The organism is Xanthomonas sp. F1 (genome assembly GCF_014199855.1).
The window spans coordinates 1-18232 of sequence record NZ_JACHOK010000014.1; the positions used below are offsets into that span (position 1 = coordinate 1).

The 18232-nt window shown below is 71.2% G+C and carries 11 protein-coding genes and 2 pseudogenes; 2 read left to right on the forward strand and 11 right to left on the reverse strand.

Annotation, left to right across the window (positions count from 1 at the left end):
* The first annotated feature begins 340 nt into the window (after positions 1-340).
* Positions 341-1519 carry a benzoate/H(+) symporter BenE family transporter gene (locus GGR71_RS19910; protein ID WP_160961969.1) on the forward strand — a complete coding sequence of 393 codons (1179 nt, stop codon included), beginning with the start codon at positions 341-343 and terminating at the stop codon, positions 1517-1519.
* Between the two features lie 21 nt (positions 1520-1540).
* Here GGR71_RS19910 and bphP read toward each other — a convergent pair whose 3' ends face one another.
* The 6 genes and pseudogenes from bphP to GGR71_RS19935 form a co-directional block, all read right to left on the reverse strand.
* The gene (bphP, locus tag GGR71_RS19915; RefSeq protein WP_160961971.1) at positions 1541-3451 is read right to left on the reverse strand and encodes a bacteriophytochrome BphP; all 1911 of its coding nucleotides are present in this window, start codon (positions 3449-3451) and stop codon (positions 1541-1543) included.
* Positions 3448-4047: a biliverdin-producing heme oxygenase gene (locus tag GGR71_RS19920; protein ID WP_160961973.1), complete on the reverse strand. Its 600-nt coding sequence runs from the start codon at positions 4045-4047 to the stop codon at positions 3448-3450. Before GGR71_RS19920 ends, bphP begins: the two co-directional genes overlap by 4 nt.
* 157 nt (positions 4048-4204) lie before the next feature.
* Positions 4205-5455, reverse strand: coding sequence for an MFS transporter (locus tag GGR71_RS19925; protein ID WP_160961975.1), 1251 nt, complete (start codon positions 5453-5455; stop codon positions 4205-4207).
* 558 nt (positions 5456-6013) lie between these two features.
* Positions 6014-6949, reverse strand: a pseudogene (locus tag GGR71_RS21245) (D-hexose-6-phosphate mutarotase); the annotation flags it as partial.
* Positions 6950-7099: 150 nt separating this feature from the next.
* A pseudogene (locus GGR71_RS21250) lies at positions 7100-8305 on the reverse strand (lytic murein transglycosylase); the annotation flags it as partial.
* A gap of 271 nt (positions 8306-8576) precedes the next feature.
* Positions 8577-8969: a YchJ family metal-binding protein gene (locus tag GGR71_RS19935; RefSeq protein WP_160961976.1), complete on the reverse strand. Its 393-nt coding sequence runs from the start codon at positions 8967-8969 to the stop codon at positions 8577-8579.
* Between the two features lie 96 nt (positions 8970-9065).
* On the opposite strand from GGR71_RS19935, the gene GGR71_RS19940 reads away from it, so the two are divergent.
* Positions 9066-9839, forward strand: a complete 774-nt coding sequence (locus tag GGR71_RS19940) for a TSUP family transporter (protein ID WP_160961978.1) — start codon at positions 9066-9068, stop codon at positions 9837-9839.
* A 93-nt stretch (positions 9840-9932) separates the two neighbouring features.
* Here GGR71_RS19940 and GGR71_RS19945 read toward each other — a convergent pair whose 3' ends face one another.
* The 5 genes from GGR71_RS19945 to GGR71_RS19965 all read right to left on the reverse strand — a co-directional run bounded on the left by GGR71_RS19945 (position 9933) and on the right by GGR71_RS19965 (position 18160).
* Complete coding sequence (locus tag GGR71_RS19945; protein WP_160961980.1) at positions 9933-13754, reverse strand: ATP-binding protein; 3822 nt, start codon at positions 13752-13754, stop codon at positions 9933-9935.
* A gap of 95 nt (positions 13755-13849) precedes the next feature.
* Positions 13850-14539, reverse strand: a complete 690-nt coding sequence (locus GGR71_RS19950) for a DUF4194 domain-containing protein (protein WP_160961982.1) — start codon at positions 14537-14539, stop codon at positions 13850-13852.
* Positions 14526-15995: a DUF3375 domain-containing protein gene (locus GGR71_RS19955; RefSeq protein WP_184452257.1), complete on the reverse strand. Its 1470-nt coding sequence runs from the start codon at positions 15993-15995 to the stop codon at positions 14526-14528. The genes GGR71_RS19950 and GGR71_RS19955 overlap by 14 nt, the downstream gene beginning before the upstream one ends.
* A 31-nt stretch (positions 15996-16026) precedes the next feature.
* On the reverse strand, positions 16027-16626 hold the full coding sequence (folE, locus tag GGR71_RS19960; RefSeq protein ID WP_160961986.1) for a GTP cyclohydrolase I FolE: 600 nt from the start codon (positions 16624-16626) through the stop codon (positions 16027-16029).
* A 169-nt stretch (positions 16627-16795) separates the two neighbouring features.
* Positions 16796-18160: an MFS transporter gene (locus tag GGR71_RS19965; protein WP_160961988.1), complete on the reverse strand. Its 1365-nt coding sequence runs from the start codon at positions 18158-18160 to the stop codon at positions 16796-16798.
* Between the last annotated feature and the right edge of the window lie 72 nt (positions 18161-18232).

Consider the following 18232-nt stretch of genomic DNA (forward strand, 5'->3'; position numbering starts at 1 on the left):
AACACCTTTTTGATCAGGTGGTTGACGCCGCTTCTTCGTCCAAACCCGTAGGCTTTTCCTCGAAGCGAGCCGGCCATATTAGCCGACTTTTTCACGCTGTCAACACCCGATATTCGCTAGGTGTTTCCGGCCCTGCCGGCCTCTGTCGTGCCGAAGCTCGGCAGTTGCGTAGCGGGCCGCGCAGTCTAACGGCACGGAAAAAAACGTCAACCGTTTTTTGCGGCTGCCTTGCGGCGCCCGTCCCCATCGCGCTCTTCTGTCTCCGTTAGTGCGGACACGGCACGGCCGATCGCCGGCATTTGGCCGAGAATGCAGCCTGCGCTCCACCACGGGATTCCGCATGACCGCTGCTGCACGCGCGCTCTGGCGCGACGCTTCGTTGCCTGCGTTGATCGCCGGCTTCGTCACCGTCCTGGTCGGCTTCACCAGTTCGGCGGCGATCGTGTTCCAGGCCGCGCGCAGCGTCGGCGCCTCGCAGGCACAGATCGCCTCGTGGATGTGGGCGCTGGGGTTGGGCATGGGCCTGACCTGCATCGGGCTGTCGCTGCGCTACCGGATGCCGGTGGTCACGGCCTGGTCCACGCCCGGTGCCGCGCTGCTGATCGGCAGCGGCGGCGGATTGCCGCTGTCCGATGCGATCGGCGCCTTCGTGGTGGTGGCGGTGTTGTCCACGCTCGCCGGCTTTTCCGGGCTGTTCGAACGCCTGCTGCGGCGCATCCCGCTGTCGCTGGCCTCGGCGATGCTGGCAGGCGTGCTGCTGCGCTTCGGCCTGGACGTGTTCGTGGCGATGCAACACCAGCTCGTCATGGCACTGGCGATGTTCGCCACCTACCTGCTCGGACGCCGCGCCTTTCCGCGTTACGCGGTGATCGCCACGCTGCTGGTCGGCATCGCCGTGGCGGCGGGCAACGGCACGCTGCATCCGGAAGCAGCACAGCTGCGCCTGGCGCAGCCGGTGTTGGTCTGGCCGACGCTGTCGTGGCCGGCGCTGTTCGGGATCGCGCTGCCACTGTTCGTGGTGACGATGACCTCGCAGAACCTGCCGGGCGTGGCGGCGATCCGCGCGTCCGGCTATGCGGTGCCGATCTCGCCGACCATCGGCTGGATCGGCGTGGTCAACACGGTGCTGGCGCCGTTCGGCGCCTACGGGCTGAACCTGGCGGCGATCACCGCGGCGATCTGCATGGGCCGCGAGGCGCAGGAAGATCCGCAGCGGCGCTACATGGCCGCGGTGTTCGCCGGGGTGTTCTATCTATTGATCGGTGTGTTCGGCGCCACCGTGGCCGCGCTGTTCGCCGCCTTTCCCAAGGAACTGGTGATGGCGATCGCCGGGATCGCGCTGTTCGGCACCATCGGCAACAGCCTGGCGTCGGCCTTGCGCGAGGAACACGAACGCGAGCCGGCGCTGATCGCGTTCCTGGTCACCGCCTCGGGACTGTCGCTGTTCGGCATCGGCGCGGCGCTGTGGGGCCTGCTGGCCGGCGCGGCGACGCTGGCGCTGTGGCGGCGCAGCCGCTGAGGCTGCGCCGCCGGACCGGACTCAGCGCGGGTCGCGCAACTGCAGCAGCCAGTGGCTGGGCACGCCGGAGGGATTGGGCAGCGGCTCGAAGTCGAATTGGCGGTGCACCGCGGCAGCGCCGTCCACGCGCAGCGGCAGGGTGACGTAGGCCGCGCGGCCCTGGCGCAGCAGGGTGTCGATGCGCTGGGTCTCCGCCAGTACCGCCTCGCTGGCGTACAGGCGCTCCAGGTCGCAGCCGATCAGGTCGGCGACCTCGCGCTCGTACAGCGCGGCGAAGGCCTCGTTGACGAAGGCCAGGCGGCTGGGCCGCGGGCCGTCGCCGCGCTCGACGATCGCCACCGGCTCGCGCAGCCGCGACAGCGAGGCTTCCAGCAGCGCGAAATCCTGCTGGAAGCGCTTGCGCTCCATCAACTCGATCAGCACCCGCAGGCTGCGCGCCGATTCCAGGCTGATCGGCGACCAGGGCCGCGCGCGACCGCGCACGGTCTCCTGCCAGAGGTCGAAGCTCTTGCGCGGCGACAGCCGCGAGCCGGCGATGTCCTGCAGCTTGGCCAGCTGCGGATTGCCAGCCCAGTTGACCGTGCGTATCTGTTCGCGGCGGGTCCACAGCAGCGCGCTGCGCGCCTGCGGCATCAGCGGCACGAAGATGAAGCCGGCCGCCAGCGGGGCCAGATCGGCCAGCGCCGGGAACGTCTCACCGATCTGGTCCGAATGAAGGGCGCCGACCGCGTCGTGGCGCAGCGCCTCGTGATGAGTGGACTCGATCTGCTCGCGGATCCGCGCCAGGTCCTCGGTCGCCGGCAGCATGCCGTGGCGGGTGACATGGTCGCCGTGGAACACCGCCACGCCGTCGGCATCGACCACGTCGAGCAGGTCCGAGGCCATCTCGTCGAGCATGGGCGCGGTCAGCATCTCGGCGTCGTTGAAGTTGGTGATCAGCTTTTCGCGCACGGTCAGCAGCACCGACTCGGTCCGCGCGCGCGCCACCGCGGTGATCGCGCCGATACGCCCGGCCAGCGCGCGGCTCAACGCATCGGCGACGTCGCGCATCTCGTGGTTGCAGAAGTACGGGCGGTAGTGGTGGCAGGCGATCAGGCCCCACAGCGCGTCGTTGACCACGATCGAGGTCACCAGGGTGGCGGTGACGCCCATGTTGGCCAGGTATTCCAGGTGCACCGGCGAGACGCTGCGCAGGCTGACGTCGCTCAGGTCCACCGGCGCGCGCAGGCGCGGATGCAGGGTGGGCTGGATCGGCGACGGCACGTAGCCGACGTTGGCGATCTGGCGCACGCGGTTGCGCAGGTACAGCGCGCGGGCCTGCGCCGGAATGTCGCTGGCCGGATAGTGCAGTCCGAGATACGGCTCCAGTTCCGCCGCGCGCGCCTCGGCGACCACGTCGCCGTTCCAGTCGTCGTCGAAGCGGTAGATCATCACCCGGTCGTAGCCGATCAGGCTGCGCAGGCTCTTGGCGGCGCGATGGCAGGCGTCCTCGATGCTGTGGTCGCTCTCCAGCCGACGCAGCACCGGCAGCGCTTCGCGCAGGGTGGCATCGGCCAGGGGCGCGTCGCGCGGCTCCAGTTCCAGCAGCCACTGCTCCGGATACAGGTGCCAGGCGCCGACCCAGCGCTGTGTCGCGGCCGCGGCCGCATGCTTGAGGCCGACTTCGACATAGGCCAGGTCGCTGCGCTCGGCCGCGTCCAACAGCCGCCGCGCGCGCGGATCCTCCAGCACGAGCAGGGCGTCGTAGCGCTGCCCCAGCAGATCGTCCAGCGGCCGGCCGAACAGGTCGGCGGCACTGGCGCTGGCCTGGACGATGCACCCGTCCCGCGGCTCGATCACCAGCAGCACGCCATGCGGTTGCACCGAGCCGGGGATATGGATCGGTTCGCGCGCGCATGCGTCCATGTCCAGGGGCACGACGATGTCGCTCATGCGGCGATCTCCAGAGCAAAGTGAGTATGGAAGTGCGCGAACATGGTGCGGGCGCCGTCGACCGCGGCCTGCTGCAGCGGCGCTGTCGGCAAGGCGCGCTCCAGGCGCTGCTGGAAGTGTCGCCAGCCGGTCGGGTCGGCGTGGCCGAGTTCGAAGTAGGACAGCGCCGGCGCGGCGCCGGGCAGGGTCTGGCGCAGGTGCCGGGCGATCACCCGGCCGCCCAGGCGTGAACCCTCGATCACGTAGAGCATGCCCCAGCGGGTACCGGCCTCGGCTGCCGGCGGCAGCGGTTGCGGCGCCGGCGGCGCTGCCTGCAGGGCGTGCAGATCCTGCGCCAGCAGCGGGGTGCGCGGCTGGTACTGCCACTGCCCATCGCCACAGTCGCGCAGCCAGGCCGCTTCGCACTGTTCCCAGCCGGCCAGCACCGCGTGATGGCGGCGCAGCACCTGCACATAGGCGGGCAGCGACAGCGCCGGGTCCATCAGCGCGCGCATCGCCGGCAGGTCTTCCACGGCCTGGTGCTGCTGCGCAGTGGCCTCGCGCAGCAAGCGCGCAGCGGTCAACGGCAGGGCGGTTCCGTCGGGAGGAGACATCATGCGGGCGACTGGTACAGCAGCCGGCCGGCCGCGACGAAAGAGAGGGCACAGCGTAACAATCGCGACCGCGCGGTGCCAGGCGCGGCCGCCCGGGCCACGCCGTCGATGCGCGCGCAAACTGAGCCGTTCATGCCGTCCGCGCCGCCTGCGTTGCGTCTCAGCCGCCGGTCACCGCGGCGGCCGGCACCCGCGCGCGGCGCCAGGCCACGATCCAGCCGCCGCCCAGCAACAGCGCCGCCAGCAGCCACGGCACGCCGGGGAAGTGCAGCAGCGCGCGCGGGCCGATGAAGGCGGCGAACACCCAGGCGTAGAGCAGCGGCCCGATCACCCCGGCCAGGCTGACCAGGCTCATCAGTGCGCCCTGGATGCGGCCCTGCGCATCGGCGCCCACGTGGCGGGTGACGATCGCCTGCGCCGCCGGCCCGGCCACCGCCCACAGCGCGCTGATCGGCACACCGAGCAGGAACAGCGCGCCACTGCCGGCCACGCTGTAGATGGCGAAGCCGATCACGCCGCAGCCCAGGCCGAACAGCAGCGCGCCGCGCTCGCCGAAGCGGCGCACCACCCGCGCCACCAGCACGGCGTTGACCACGATGCTGCACACGCCGACCAGGGCCAGCACCCAGCTGACCTGCTTGGGCCCCCAGCCGAAGCGGTAATCGGCGAACAGCACGAAGATGCTCGGGTAGACGTAGTGCGCCAGGTTGGCCAGGAAGATCACCGCGGCCAGCGCGAACACCTGCGGATAGCGCTGCAGCAGACGCAGCGCGCCGAACGGATTGGCGTGCGCCCAATCCACCCGCGCGGTGCGCCGCTCCGGCGCCAGCGATTCGGGCAACACCCACAGGCCGTAGAGAAAGTTGAGCAGGGCCAGCCCGGCGGCGAACCAGAATGGTGCGCGTAGGTGCAGGCTGCCGAGCCAGCCGCCGAGCAGCGGACCGACCACGAAGCCGACGCCGAACGCGGCGCCGATGATGCCGTAGGCCTGGGCGCGCTTGTCGGCCGGGGTGATGTCGGCGATGTAGGCGTTGGCCGAGCTGAAACTGGCCGAGAACACGCCGGAAACCATGCGCGCCAGCAGCAGCACGGGCAGGCTCTGCGCCAGCGCCATCACCATGAAATCCACGCCCAGCCCGAGGCAGGAGGCCAGGATCACCGGACGCCGGCCGTAGCGGTCGGACAGCGCGCCCTGCAGCGGCGAGCTGACGAACTGCAGCGCGGCGAACAGGAAGCCGAACCAGCCGACCCACCTGGCCGCGGCGGCGAAGTCGCCGCCGGTGAAGCCGCGCACCAGCGTGGGCAACACCGGGATGATGACGCCGAAGGACAGCACGTCGATCAGCAGGGTGACGAAGATGAAGGCGACCGCGGCGCGGCGTGAGCGGACAGCGGGAGTCGGAGCGTGCACGGCGGGCCTCCTGGCGGACGCGGCAGTGTAATCGGCGCACCTGGTGGGTGGCGCGCCTGCAGGTGCGGGAGGGACTGGATTGAGCGGGCGGCGTGCCCGCGACACCGTGGTGGCTTGGCTGTTCGTCGCATGAGCGGCTTCAACCGCGGCCGGTGGGGATCATGGCATCGGGACTGACGTCCCTCCCACAAAGCGCCGGGGCTGGCTGATTGCGAGTCGGGACTCAAACCCATCCTGCACCACCGGCGCGGCTCGACCGCCTGCCGTAGGAGCGGTTTCAACCGCCACCTGAGGGGCCGAGGCGTCGGGACTGAAGTCCCTCCCACAACAAGGTCGGGCGACATCGATTGCGTCTCGGCTGCACTTCACCCTGCACCGAGCGACTCCCCTCTCCCACCGGGAGAGGGGTCGGGGGTGAGGGTACGGCCCAAGCGACAGGGTGGTGAACTGCCGCGCGACATCCGCCACCGCGCACCAGCCGGTGGCGCGTTCAGCAGCGGGCCGGATCAGTTGTCCAACCATCGGGCCTCAGCACGCGGTGCCGCCGCCCGCCAGAGATCACAACGCCACGACGGAAATGGTCTGCTGCAACACGTGCTGGGCGCCCGGCGCCAGTTCGATCACTTCGGGTCCGGCGTTGGCCGCTTCCAGGCACACGAACTGGCGCCAGTGCGGGCCGACGTCGGCCATCTTCTGCGCGCCGGCCTCGCCTGGATTCCACGCTACCAGGGTGCGGCTGCCGGTGGTCGCGATCTCGATGCGGCGCTGCAGGCCCGGGTCCAGCAGGGTGTAGCGGCCGCCGGCGCCGGTGTAGATGCGGTCGCTGCGGCCCGGGTCGCGCGGATCCTGCAGGCTCCAGTCGCCGTGCTGGCGATGCGGCGTGGCGTAGTTCTCGAACTTGTCCAGGTAGTCCAGGCCGTCCAGGCCCTGCACGCGCACCTGGGTGGCGTCGGCGACGCGGAAGTAGTTGTGCAGCGCCTGGGTGAAACGGGCGGGCGCAGTGCCGACGTTGTCGGTGACCAGGCGCTGCTCCAGGGTGGCGCCGATGCGCAGTTGCATGCGCAGGCGCAGCGGCAGGTCGTCGAAGTCGGGCGGGGCCAGGGTCAGCACCAGGCTGCCGTCGGCCTCGCGCCGCGCGTCCTGCAACTGCCACGGCACGGTGCGCACGAAGCCGTGCGCGGGCACGGCGTCGCTCTGGCCCTGGCGACCGAAGTACGGCCAGCACACCGGGGTGCCGCCGCGGATCGGGGTGGGCGTGGGCTGCGCGCTCGGCGACAGCCACAGCGCGTCGGTACCGCCCTTGGGCACGAACGACAACACCTGGCCGCCGAACAGGCTGATGGCAGCGGTGGAGTGCGGGGTCTCCACCAGCAGCGAGGGGTAGCCGTGGAAGTCGCCTGTGCTCAGGCCGGGGACGTCGGACATGGGGTGGATGCTCCGTGGCGCGGGGGATTGGGCGAAGGCCGGGTAGGCGGCCGGCAACCGGAACGCGGTGGGCGGCGTGCCGCCGAACGGCGTCGGTGCGGGCGGCGTGGTGGGGGCCGGCGTCGATGCGGGTGCGGGTGCGGGCGAAGATGCAGGTGTGGGTGGCTGCTGCTGCGGCGGTGTCGGCGCCGGTGTCGCGGGCGCGCCGCCGGCCTCACGGCGCAGCGCGTCGAGAATGCGTTGCCCCGCGCGGCCGTCGGCCGGCTGCAGGCCCAGGCGCTGTTGCTCGGCCTGGATCGCGCGGCGGGTGGCGGTACCGATGGCGCCGTCGGCCTGGCCGATGGCGTGGCCGCGCGCCAGCAGCAGGGTCTGCAGTTCGCGCCGCTCGGGGCGGCCCAGGCCAGGGTCGTCGGTCGGCCAGGCGGCGACCAGCCCGGGCTTGCCGCGCAGCCGGTCGGACAGCAGCGCGATCGCCAGCGCATAGCTTTCGGCGGCGTTGTAGGCGTAGATCGCGTCGTAGTTGCGGAACACCAGGAACGCCGGGCCGTGCACGCCGGCCGGGATCAGCACCGCCGCCGGCGTCTGTGCGGCCAGCGCCGGCAGCGCGCCGCCATCGGCGGCGGTGAGGCCGCGCGCGCGCCAGTCCGACAACGGACGGCGCTGGGTGCGCCCGGCCAGCGCCGGGTCGAAGCCCGCCGGCAACTTCACTTCCAGCCCCCACGGCTGGCCGCTCTGCCAGCCGGCCAGCTTCAGATAGTTGGCGGTGGAGGCCAGCGCATCGGGAATGCTGGCGACCAGGTCGCGGCGGCCGTCGCCATCACCGTCCACGGCGACGCGGGCGTAGGTGCTGGGCATGAACTGGGTATGGCCGAAGGCGCCGGCCCAGGACCCGGTCAGGCCCTCGGGCCGCAGGTCGCCGGCCTGCAGCAGCTTCAGCAGCGCGAACAGTTCGCTGCGGAAGAACGGCTGGCGGCGGCCTTCGCAGGACAGGGTCAGCAGCGACACCAGCAGCGGACGCTTGCCGGCGATGCGGCCGTAGTCGCTCTCCACGCCCCACACCGCGACCACCGTCTCCGGGTCCACGCCGTAGTTCTGCGCCACTTGCGCGAGCAGGTCGCGGTGCGTGGTCAGCATGGCGCGGCCGTCGTCGATGCGCTGGCTGTCGACCAGGCCGGCCAGGTAGTCCCAGATCGGCGTGGTGAACTCGGGCTGGGCGTCGAGCAGCGGCAGCACGCTCGGATCCGGCTGCAGGCCGGCGGTGAAGCGGTCGAAGGAGGGCTCGGCGACGCCCGCCTTCGCCGCGGCCGTGCGCAGGCCGGCCACGCAGGTGGCGAAAGCCGGATCGGGCGCGGACGGCGCCGCCGCAGGCGGGGTCTGCGCGAGCGCGCAGGGCGCCGCCAGCAGCAGGATCCAGGCCAAACGCATCATCGCAACTTCCTCGCCGACGGCAGGGCCGACATCATAAACAACCGCCGCGTGTGCACTCCGCTCACGCGACGTTGGCGGCAGAGGACGCGCGAACGGCAGGTCACTGATCGCGGTGTGGTTGGCAGATCGCGCAACGCGACGCCGCGGCCGTGGCACACAAGGCGTTCGGCATCTATGGCGTTCGGTTCGATGCGCGACAGGAGCAGCCCCGCCTCGCCGACGACCGGCAGTGTTCGGCCAGGCGAGCGCCGGCGCTAGGCGCGCCGGTTCAATCCAGCGCGTCGAGGTAGTACCAGCGCCCATCCTCGCGCACGAAGCGGCTGTGCTCGGTCATGCGCACGGCGCTGCCGCCGCCGATGCGATAACGCGCCAGGAAGGCGACTTCGGCGTTGTCCGTGCCGGTCTGCAGCACGCGCTGCACGGTGAGGCCGAGCCAGACCGTGCGCGGGTCGATCTCCACCTGCGGTGGGCACGTCGAGGGATGCCAGCTCGCGCGCAGGTAGTCGGCATCGCGGCGCACGTAGGCGCTGTAGCGCGAACGCATCAGGCTTTCGGCATCCGGCGCGGCGGCGCCGGCATGGTACGGCCCGCAGCACTGCGCGTAGTCGCGCGGACGGCCGCAGGGGCAAGGATCGGCAAGGCGCGGGGCGGACGGGGGCATATGCCGATTGTGCCGGCTGCGGCGCCACGGCGCACGCCGCGCACGCGTCGCGGCCGGTGGCGGCTATGCTGGCGGCCCCTTGCGCGGAGCGCCGGCGTGCTCGAGTCGATCCCCACCGAACTGCCCTGGCTGCTGTGCATCGCCTTCGTCGCCGGGCTGGTGGACGCGGCGGTCGGCGGCGGCGGCCTGATCCAGTTGCCCGGGTTGTTCGCGACCTTGCCGCAGCAGGCGCCTGCGGTGATCCTGGGCACCAACAAGTTCAGTTCCATGGCCGGTACCGGCACCGCCGCCTGGCGCTACGCGCGCCACGTGCGCCTGCCGTGGCGGCCGGTGCTGTATGCGACCGCGGCCGCGTTCGTGTTCGCCTTTCTCGGCGCGACCGCGGTGAGCCATCTGCCCAAGCAGGCGGTGCGGCCACTGATCCTGGTGCTGCTGATCGCGATGCTGGGCTACACGCTGGTCAAGAAGGACTTCGGCGCGCTGCACCGCCCACGTCACGTCGGCCGCCGCGAACTGGCGATCGCGCTGGCGATCGGCGCGGCGATCGGCTTCTACGACGGCTTCTTCGGCCCGGGCACCGGCAGCTTCCTGATCTTCCTGTTCATCCGCTTCTTCGGCCTGGATTTCCTGCGCGCCTCGGCCGCATCGAAGGTGGTGAACCTGGCCACCAACCTGGCCGCGCTGTGCTTCTTCGTGCCCAGCGGCAAGGTCCTGCTGGCGGCGGCGGTGCCGATGGCCGCGGCCAACGTGGCCGGCGCGGTGACCGGCACGCGGCTGGCGCTGCGCGGCGGCACGCCGCTGATCCGGCAGTTGTTCCTGGTGCTGGTGGTGGTGCTGATCGGCAAGATGGGCTGGGATTTGCTGCACTGAGTGCAGCGCGCGGCGAGATCGCCGCGCATGCCTGCCCTCCCAACGGTGCTGCCGCGCCCGTGCCCGTGGGCACGCGCGGGCGCCAGCACCGACTCAGCCGTCGCGGCGCTTGGTCGCGTGAGGCGTCTTGCGCGCTGCCGCCTTGGCCGCTTTCGCAGGTTTGCTGGCGGTGGCGGCTTTTGCGGTCTTCGTCGAGGCCGACCGCGCGGCCGACCGCGTTGCCGTGGACGGAGGTGCAGCGGCGGCGGCCGCAGCGGACTTGCGTGCCTTTGCTGATGGGGTCTTGACCGAAGGCGTCGCGCCAGCAGTGCGTGCACGTTTGCCGGACGTCGCTGACGGCGTCTTGAGCGTGGTCGGCTGTTGCACACTGTTACCGCGGCCAGCGCGCGCCTTGCCGGACGCACGCGCCGGCGCGGCAATGGCATCTTCGACGGCATCCGTGGTTGCATCCGCTGCGTCAGCCACCAGCGGCGGCGGCGGTTCGGCGCCGGCCTGCTCCACCACCGCCACAGACGACGCCACCGCAGGCGTCGCCGCCTCGTTGCGGCTGCGCTCGGGCAGCTTCAGCCGGTGCGCCTGCGCGTCGTATTCGATCAGCAGCACGCCGGAGTTGTGGCGGCCGCTGATCTCGACGAAGCAGGCGCCGCCGATGAACGGCTCCAGCGTCATCACCGACTTCAGCGGCGTGGCCACCACCATCTGGAAGCCGAAGTTCTCGAAGATGTTCATCGCCAGCGCGGTGAACTCGTTGTCGGCCTTGTCGAAGGCTTCGTCCAGCACCACCGCGGCGTAGCGCGGCAGTTCGCCGTCCTCGCCGCCGAGCTGGTAGCGCAGCGCCGCGGCCAGGCAGGTGGTGGCCAGCTTCTGCCGCTGGCCGCCGGACTTGCCGGCGCCGCTGCGGTAGATCTCCACCTGCGCGCGGCTGTCGGCATCCAGTTCCACGCCGACGAACTCCACGTGCTGGCGTACGTCCAGCACCTGCTCGCGCCAGCGCCGCAGCTCCGGCTCCTGCGCGCCGAGCCGCTGCACCAGCCCGCGCAACATGGCGAACTGCGCCTCGGCCAGCGCGCGGTCCTCGGTCTGCTGGTGGCCAAGCACGGCACGCAACTGCTGCTGGAACTCCTGCACCTCGAGCAGGCGCCGGTCGCTGACCTCGATGGTCAGCAACGTGCCGCGGTTGAACGGCACCTGCTCCAGGCTGGCGTTGACCTCGTCCATGCGCTGCTTGATCGCCTTGTGCGCCTCCGCGGTGTAGCGCTGCAGGGCCAGCAGGTTGTTCTTGCTCTGGGTCTGCAGCAGGTCGAAGAAGCGGCCTTCGTGGCGCGGCAGGCCGTCGCTCTCCAGCCGCTGCAGGCGCGCCAGGAAATCGTCGGCGCTGGCCAGGCTGACGGTGAAGTCGCCGCTGTCCTCCGGCCACTGCTGGCAATAGCGGCGGAAGCAGTCCAGCACCTGCTGGCTCAGCCGCGCGTCCTGTGCCTGGCTCTGCGCCAGTTGCTCGCCGAGGCCGCGCTCGACGCTGCGCAGATGCGCTTCCAGGTTGTCCAGGCTCAGCGGCGGCAGCGCCGCCAGCCGCGCGTCCAGGCCCGCCACCTGCGCCGGACCGATCACCGCGGTGGCCACGCGCGCGGCGCAGGTCTCGCGTTGCGCTTCCAGGCGGGCGCGCTCGCGGCTCACCTGCGCGCGCTCCAGGCGCACGTCCTCGTAGGTACGGCGGGCCTGGTCGCGGCGCGCGCGGACGGTGGCGATCTGCTCGCCCAGCGCGCGCAGTGCGGTATCGCCCTCGCGCAGTTGCAGCAGTTGCTCGGCGATGTCGCTCAGGCGCTGCAGCTTGGGCGCGACGTCGATCTCGTCCCACTCGCGCTCGGCCAGGGTGTGCGCGGCCAGTTGCCGGCCCTGGTCCTGTTCGCGCTGCTTGCGCAGGGCGGCCACGTCGGCATCGCAGGCGGCGATGCGCTGCGCCAGGGCCTGCCCCTCGCGCTCGTAGACCTTGAGCTTGTCGCGGTTGTCGTGGCCGAGCAGCCAGCGCTTGCGGTCGCCGACCGCGTGGCGGTCGTCCTTCTCGTAGCGATCGCCGGGATGCTTGACCTGGCCTTCGCGGGTGATCGCGCGCTCGGCATCGCGCAACTGCGCGACGTTATCGACGCAGGTGTAATCGAAGCGTCTGGCCAGTTCCTGGCGCAGCCATGGCGCATAGGCGTGGTCGCGCAGCTCCAGCTTGCGCAGCAGCGACTTCGCCTCGGGCTCGCGCTGCTGCAGCGGTGCGTTGTGGCGCACCCGGAAGTACACCAAGCGGGTGCCGAGCTGGGTCTTGTTGACCCAGTCGGCGACGCTGGCGTAGTGGCGCTCGTCGACCAGCAGCGACTGCGCGAACCCGTGCAGCACGCGCTCGATCGCACCGCGCCAGGCGGCTTGGTCGGCCTCCACCTGCACCAGTTCGCCGACGAACGGCAGGGCCGCCTCGGACAGGCCGGTCTCGGCGCACAGCCGCGCGCGCAGCGCCTGCATCGGCGCGGGAATGCTCGAGGGCGCTTTCAGCAGCGCCTCGATCTCGGTGCGGATGACCGCGAAGCGGCGTTCGTCCTCGCGGCGCTCGGCCATGCGTTCGGCGATCGCTTCGTCCAGGCTGCTGGCCTCGCCGGCGACGCCGTCGCGCAGCGCGCGCGCCTGCGCCACCTGCTCGGCGAAGCCGCTGGCGCTGCCGGCCAGGCCCATGCCGAGCTGGCGGCAGGCCTGTTCGACCTGGCCGCGGCGGCGCATGCGCTCGTCGCGCTCGCGCTCGACGCGGCCGCGCTCGCGTTCCAGCGCCTCGACCTGTTCGCCGCCCTGCGCGCGCTGCTGCGTCTCCAGCTCGGCCAGGGTCTGCTCGTGGTTGTCCAGCGCTTCGCGACGCTGCCCTTCCTCGCCGGCCAGGCCGCGGTCCTGCGTGTCCAGCTCCTGCAGGCGCGCGTCCAGCAGGGCCAGGCGGCGCTGCTCGCGATAGCCGTCGATGCCCAGCTGCAGCTCGCGCAGCTCGCCGACGCCGCGCCGCAGCGCCAGCAGTTCGGCGTGGTAGTCGCGCGCCGGGGTCAGGGTTTCCACCTGACGCCGCGCGGTTACCACCGCGTGGTGGGCGCCGTCGAGTTCGGCGAAATCATCGACCAGGCGGTCGGCCGCCTCGAAGGTGCGCGGCTCGTCGAGCATGAAGCTGCGCAGGAAGGCGTTGAGGTCGCCCAGGTTCTTCGCCGACTGGGTCTTGTGCAGCAGCCGCAGCGCCATCTCGTTGCCGATGCCGAGCAGGTGGCGAAAGCGCTCGGCGTAGCCGGCGAAGCTGTCGAAGTGGTGCACGTCCTCGCCAAGACGCAGCTTGAGCCGGCGCAGGTCCAGGTCGAAGCCGTCCAGCTCGGCGGCCACGTCGAAGCCGCGCGGCACCACCATGTAGTGCTTGCGCACGTCGGCCGCGGCGGTGCCGCTGCCGGCGATCCAGAACAGCCGCACCAGGCTCACCGCCTGGCCCTGCGCGTTGCGGTACTCCAGCGCCAGCGCCGACCAGGTCGCGCCCTTGCGCAGGTACTGGGTGGCGATCTCGCCGGAGGCGCTGTCCTGCTGGTCGGCCCAGGCGCCGCGCACGTAGGACACCAGGCTGCGGTCGCGGCCACTGCGCTCGGCCTCGCGCGCGGCAGCGTTGAAGTCGACGATGCTCGGCGGCGTCAGCAGCGCCGACATCGCATCGAGCAGGGTCGACTTGCCCGAGCCGGAGCGGCCGACGAACAGGAAGCCCTTCTCGGCGATCGGCACGTCGGTCAGGCCGTTGAAGGTGCCCCAGTTGTGCACCTGCAGGCGGCGCATGCGGTACTGCTGCGCGCGTTGCTCGGCCAGGGTCTCGGCGAACAGGGACGGAGCGACGGGGACGGTGGACGATTCGGACAGGGACGTCATCGGGAACTCATCGGAAAACGGGGACGGCCACCATGGCGGCCAGCGCGCAGGGCCTGGTCGGCGCTAGGCGCGGGCGACGCGCGGGCGCAGGCCGGTCATGGCGCAGTTTCGGCCGCGCCATCGCGCAGGCCGCGGTAGGCCGCCGCCAGCGCCTGCACGTCCTCGGCCGAGAACAGCAGCTTCAGCGCGGGCGAGACTTCGTAGCGGTCCTCACTGCCGCGCAGCTTGGACAGCAGGTGGTTGTCGCGCATCTTGGCGATCGCCGCCAGTACCCGCCGGGCGAAGCCGGCACGGTCGGTGGACACGTTCTTCTCGTACACCGACAGCACTTCCAGCAACTGCGCCTCGTCCACCACCGCGCGCTCGCCGCGGGTGTCGGCCTCGGCCAGTTGCTGGCGCAGGAACAGCAGCAACACCGACTCGATGAAGGTCAGCGGCGCGGTGCGCAGCAATGCCGGGGTTTCCAGCTCGCCGGTGTCGGCCTGGCGCGCGAACGCCACGCCGCCGTCGCGGTCCAGCACCAGCTCCAGGAACAGCTCGCTCAGCACGCGGCGAATCGCGGCCTCGTGGCGCAGCAAGGCCTGCCACAGTGGACCGTGCCGGTAGGCATCGACACTGGGGCCGGACAGTAGCTGGCACAGCGCGCGCCGCGCTTCCAGCGGCAGGCTGCCGCTGTCGCCGGCGAACAGCGCGGTACCGGCATCGGCGGCGGCAGACGTGGCAGCGGCCGCGGCGGCGTCGCCGGCATCCGCATCGTGGCCGTGGAATTCGTCAGACCAGTTCATTGCGTTTTTCCTTGGTGAACCACACCAGCGGGATGCGTGCGCGCCGGACCTGGCCGTCGCCGCCCTCCCATTGCACCGCTTCCCATTCGCCGTCGACCACCACGCCGTGGCGGGTGCCCAGCGCCAGGTAGCCGATCACGCTGCCCAGGCCCTGCGCCGCCGGGCGCTGCCGCAGTGCCTCGGCGATGCTCAGCTGCGGCTGCCGGCCGAGCAGGTCGTGCAGATCGTTGCGCAGGCCGCGCAGGTCGATCTCCGACTGCGCCACCAGGTCGCCGACACTGTCCAGCGAGATCGTCGCCGCCTCGGCCGCCTGCACCCGCCCGTCCACCTGCTGGCTGCGCGGGTCGTGCAGGCGCCACTGCGACAGCGAGCGCAGCCGCGCACTGCTCAGCGGCAGCACGTAGCCGGTGGCGGCGGTGGCATGCAGGTGGTCGCGCAGCTGCAGCGCCTCGCCCTGGGCCTGCTTCAGCAGCTGGTTGAGCCGGCGCTGTTCGAGGTAGCCGCGGCTCTGCACGAAGCCGCGCAGGCTGCGCGCGAAATGCTGCATCACCTCGTGCACCTGGCCGCCGCGTTCGAGCAGGGTGCCGGTGAGCCCGCGCAGGAAGGCGCGTTCGTGGCGGTCCAGGCGGCGGGCGAAGCCGCGCGCCAGCAGCGCCTCCAGCGCCGCATCCAGCTGCACGCTCTGCTCGGCGTCGTTGAGCAGGCTCCAGAACGCCTGGAAACTACGCCCGGCCTCGCTCTCGCCGATCACGTCGATGCCGGCGAACAGCTTCTCCAGCACGTCGCCGCGCGCGCCCTCGTCGTCGATGATGCGCTCGCGGAACTCGCGGTTGAGCCGCTCGAAATCGTCGCGGACGCGGCGGAAATCCTCGGTCAGGTCGTCGGACAGGCGGATGATGTCGCGGGTGCGTTCCAGCGCGCGCTTGCCGTCCAGCGCGGCCAGCTTGCCGGCGGCCACGCGCTCGATCTCCACGTCCAGGCGCTCGCGCTCGGCGCGCAGCGCGGCCAGGCGCGCGTCCGGATCGGTCTCGGTCTGCCCGGCCAGTTGCACCAGCTGCTGGATCACCAGCGACAGCCGGCTCTCGGTGGCGACGCTGGCGCTGTCGCGCACGCCGGCGATGAAGCGGATGGCCTGCGCCGCCTGCCGCGACAGTTCGTATTCTTCCTGCGCATCGCCTTCGGGCAGGCGCCGCTCCAGCCAGCCCTGCGCCAGCCAGTGCGCCACGTAGGCCTGCGCGGTGCGCGGCAGGTCGCGCGACAGCTCGTCGTCCTTCAGCGCATCGAGCTGGCGCTGCAGGCGCTCGTGCAGCACGTCGGCCGGCAGCCGCCGCTGGGCGTCGCCCAGCAGCGTCTGCAGCAGGCCGATCAGCTCCGGGGCATGGTCGGCGGCGAGCAGCTTCCACAGCGGCTGTTCGCGCAACTGGCGATAGCCGGCGATCCGGACATGCGGCTTCATGCAGGAACCGACCGCCACCGCATCCGCAGACTCAGCGCACGCGCTCGATGAAGCGCAGGAACTCGGCGCGGGTACGCGCGTCCTCACGGAAGGTGCCGAGCATCTTCGAGGTGACCATGCTGACGCCGCGCTTGTGGATGCCGCGGGTGGTCATGCACTCGTGCGCGCCTTCCACCACCACGCCCACGCCCAGCGGCTGCAGCACGTCCTGGATGCACTGGGCGATCTGCGCCGTCATCTTCTCCTGCACCTGGAAGCGCCGCGCGTAGGCCTCGACCACGCGCGCCAGCTTGCTGATGCCCACCACCTTGCCGCGCGGCAGGTAGCCGACGTGGACCTTGCCGATGATCGGCGCCATGTGGTGTTCGCAGTGGCTTTCGTACTCGATGTCGCGCAGCACGATCAGTTCGTCGTAGCCGGCCACTTCCTCGAAGGTGCGCAGCAGGTACTCGCGCGGGTCGGCGCGATAGCCGCTGAACCAGTCGCCATAGGCCTCGGCCACGCGCCGCGGGGTGTCCAGCAGGCCCTCGCGGGTGGGGTCCTCGCCGGCCCAGCGCAGCAGGGTGCGCACTGCGTCTTCGGCCTGCGCCTGGGTCACCGGGGAAGTGGAGCTGTTGTCGGAATCGGCCATGGGGGGAACGCCCGTAAGGGGGCTGCATGGTACCCGAGTCGCCTGGCAGCCGCCGCATGCGCGGCGCCCGGGCGGCGGGGCGACCCGGCCGACACGGGGTGCGCCGTTCAGCGTCCGCCTGTGCCACGCCCGGGCGGCGCGTGCACCGCCCGGGCCGGCGCTGCGCCGATCAGCGCCGGCGCGCGTGCATCTCGCCCTCGTGGTCGAGCCAGTTGGACCCCTTGTTGGTCAGGAAGAACATGTACACCACCAGCGACACCGCGATCACCGCCGTGGCGTACCAGACGAAGGTGGTGACGTGGCCGGTCTTCAGCGAGGCCTGGTACAGCAGCGGCGCGGTGCCGCCGAAGGCCGAATTGGCCAACGCATAGCCCAGGCCCACGCCCAACGCGCGGATGTGGGTGGGGAACAGCTCGGCCTTCACCACCGCGTTGATCGAGGTGTAGCCGGTGAGGATGACGAAGCCGGCGGTGAGGATCGCGAACGCGCTCAGCCAGTCGCTCTGCTTGGGCAGTTCCAGCACCAGGAACCAGGTATAGAGCACGCCGCCGATGCCGAAGAACACCAGCAGGGTCTTGCGCCCGACCAGGTCCGACAGCCAGCCGCCCACCGGCTGCATCAGCATCAGCACGGTCAGCGCGACCAGGTTGATGATGGTGCCGGCCATCAGGTCGTCACCGGCGAAGGCGGTCTGGATCATCTTCGGCCCGGTCACCGAGTAGGTGTAGAACGCCACGGTGCCGCCGGCGGTGATCAGGAAGCACAGCAGCAGCGGGCGCCACTGGTGCACGAACAGCTCGCGCAGCGAGCCGGAGGACGTGTCCTTGCCCTGCTTGGCCGCGGCGATGGACTCTGAGGTCAGCGATTCGTCCATCGTGCGCCGCAGCCAGAACACCACCAGCGCGCCGATGCCGCCCAGGCCGAAGGCCACGCGCCAGCCCCATTCGGAAATCTGGCCCTTGTCGAAGAAGTGCAGCATGCCGAACAGCACCGCCTGCGCCAGCACGTGACCGCCAACCAGGGTGACGTAGTGGAACGAGGACAGGAAGCCGCGCCGCCCGGGAATCGCTGCCTCGGACATATAGGTGGCACTGGTGCCGTACTCACCGCCGGTGGCGAAGCCCTGCAGCAGGCGCGCCAGCAGCAGCACGATCGCCGCGGCACCGCCGATGCTGGCCACCGTCGGCGTCACCGCGATCAGGAACGAGCAGGCCGCCATCACCGACACCGACACAGTCAGCGCCAACCGGCGGCCGTAGCGGTCGGCGAAGCGGCCGAAGTACCAGGCGCCGATCGGCCGCATCAGGAAGGTCACCGCGAAGATCGCCCACACGTACAGCGTGGCGTTCTTGTCCTCCTTGGAAAAGAACTGCGACTCGAAGTAGGTGGCGAACACCGAGTAGACGTAGACGTCGTACCACTCCACCAGGTTGCCGGCCGAGCCCTTGAGCGTGTTGGACACCGAGCGGCGCAGGCTGCCCGGTGCGGCGGCGGCGTTCGGAGAGGCGGCGGTCGGAGAGGGAGATGCACTCATGCGGTGGGCCTCATGGATGGACGTCACGGAGTATAGGCAGGCCGTTGCGAGGATCTTGTCGCGACGCCGCAT

Excerpts from the sequence above, each read along its gene's own strand:
- GGR71_RS19935 (WP_160961976.1), bottom strand. The coding sequence starts at position 8,969 with ATGCCCCCGTCCGCCCCGCGCCTTGCCGATCCTTGCCCCTGCGGCCGT.
- GGR71_RS19955 (WP_184452257.1), bottom strand. The coding sequence starts at position 15,995 with ATGAAGCCGCATGTCCGGATCGCCGGCTATCGCCAGTTGCGCGAACAG.
- GGR71_RS19965 (WP_160961988.1), bottom strand. The coding sequence starts at position 18,160 with ATGAGTGCATCTCCCTCTCCGACCGCCGCCTCTCCGAACGCCGCCGCC.
- GGR71_RS19910 (WP_160961969.1), top strand. The coding sequence starts at position 341 with ATGACCGCTGCTGCACGCGCGCTCTGGCGCGACGCTTCGTTGCCTGCG.
- bphP (WP_160961971.1), bottom strand. The coding sequence starts at position 3,451 with ATGAGCGACATCGTCGTGCCCCTGGACATGGACGCATGCGCGCGCGAA.
- GGR71_RS19920 (WP_160961973.1), bottom strand. The coding sequence starts at position 4,047 with ATGATGTCTCCTCCCGACGGAACCGCCCTGCCGTTGACCGCTGCGCGC.
- GGR71_RS19950 (WP_160961982.1), bottom strand. The coding sequence starts at position 14,539 with ATGAACTGGTCTGACGAATTCCACGGCCACGATGCGGATGCCGGCGAC.
- folE (WP_160961986.1), bottom strand. The coding sequence starts at position 16,626 with ATGGCCGATTCCGACAACAGCTCCACTTCCCCGGTGACCCAGGCGCAG.
- GGR71_RS19945 (WP_160961980.1), bottom strand. The coding sequence starts at position 13,754 with ATGACGTCCCTGTCCGAATCGTCCACCGTCCCCGTCGCTCCGTCCCTG.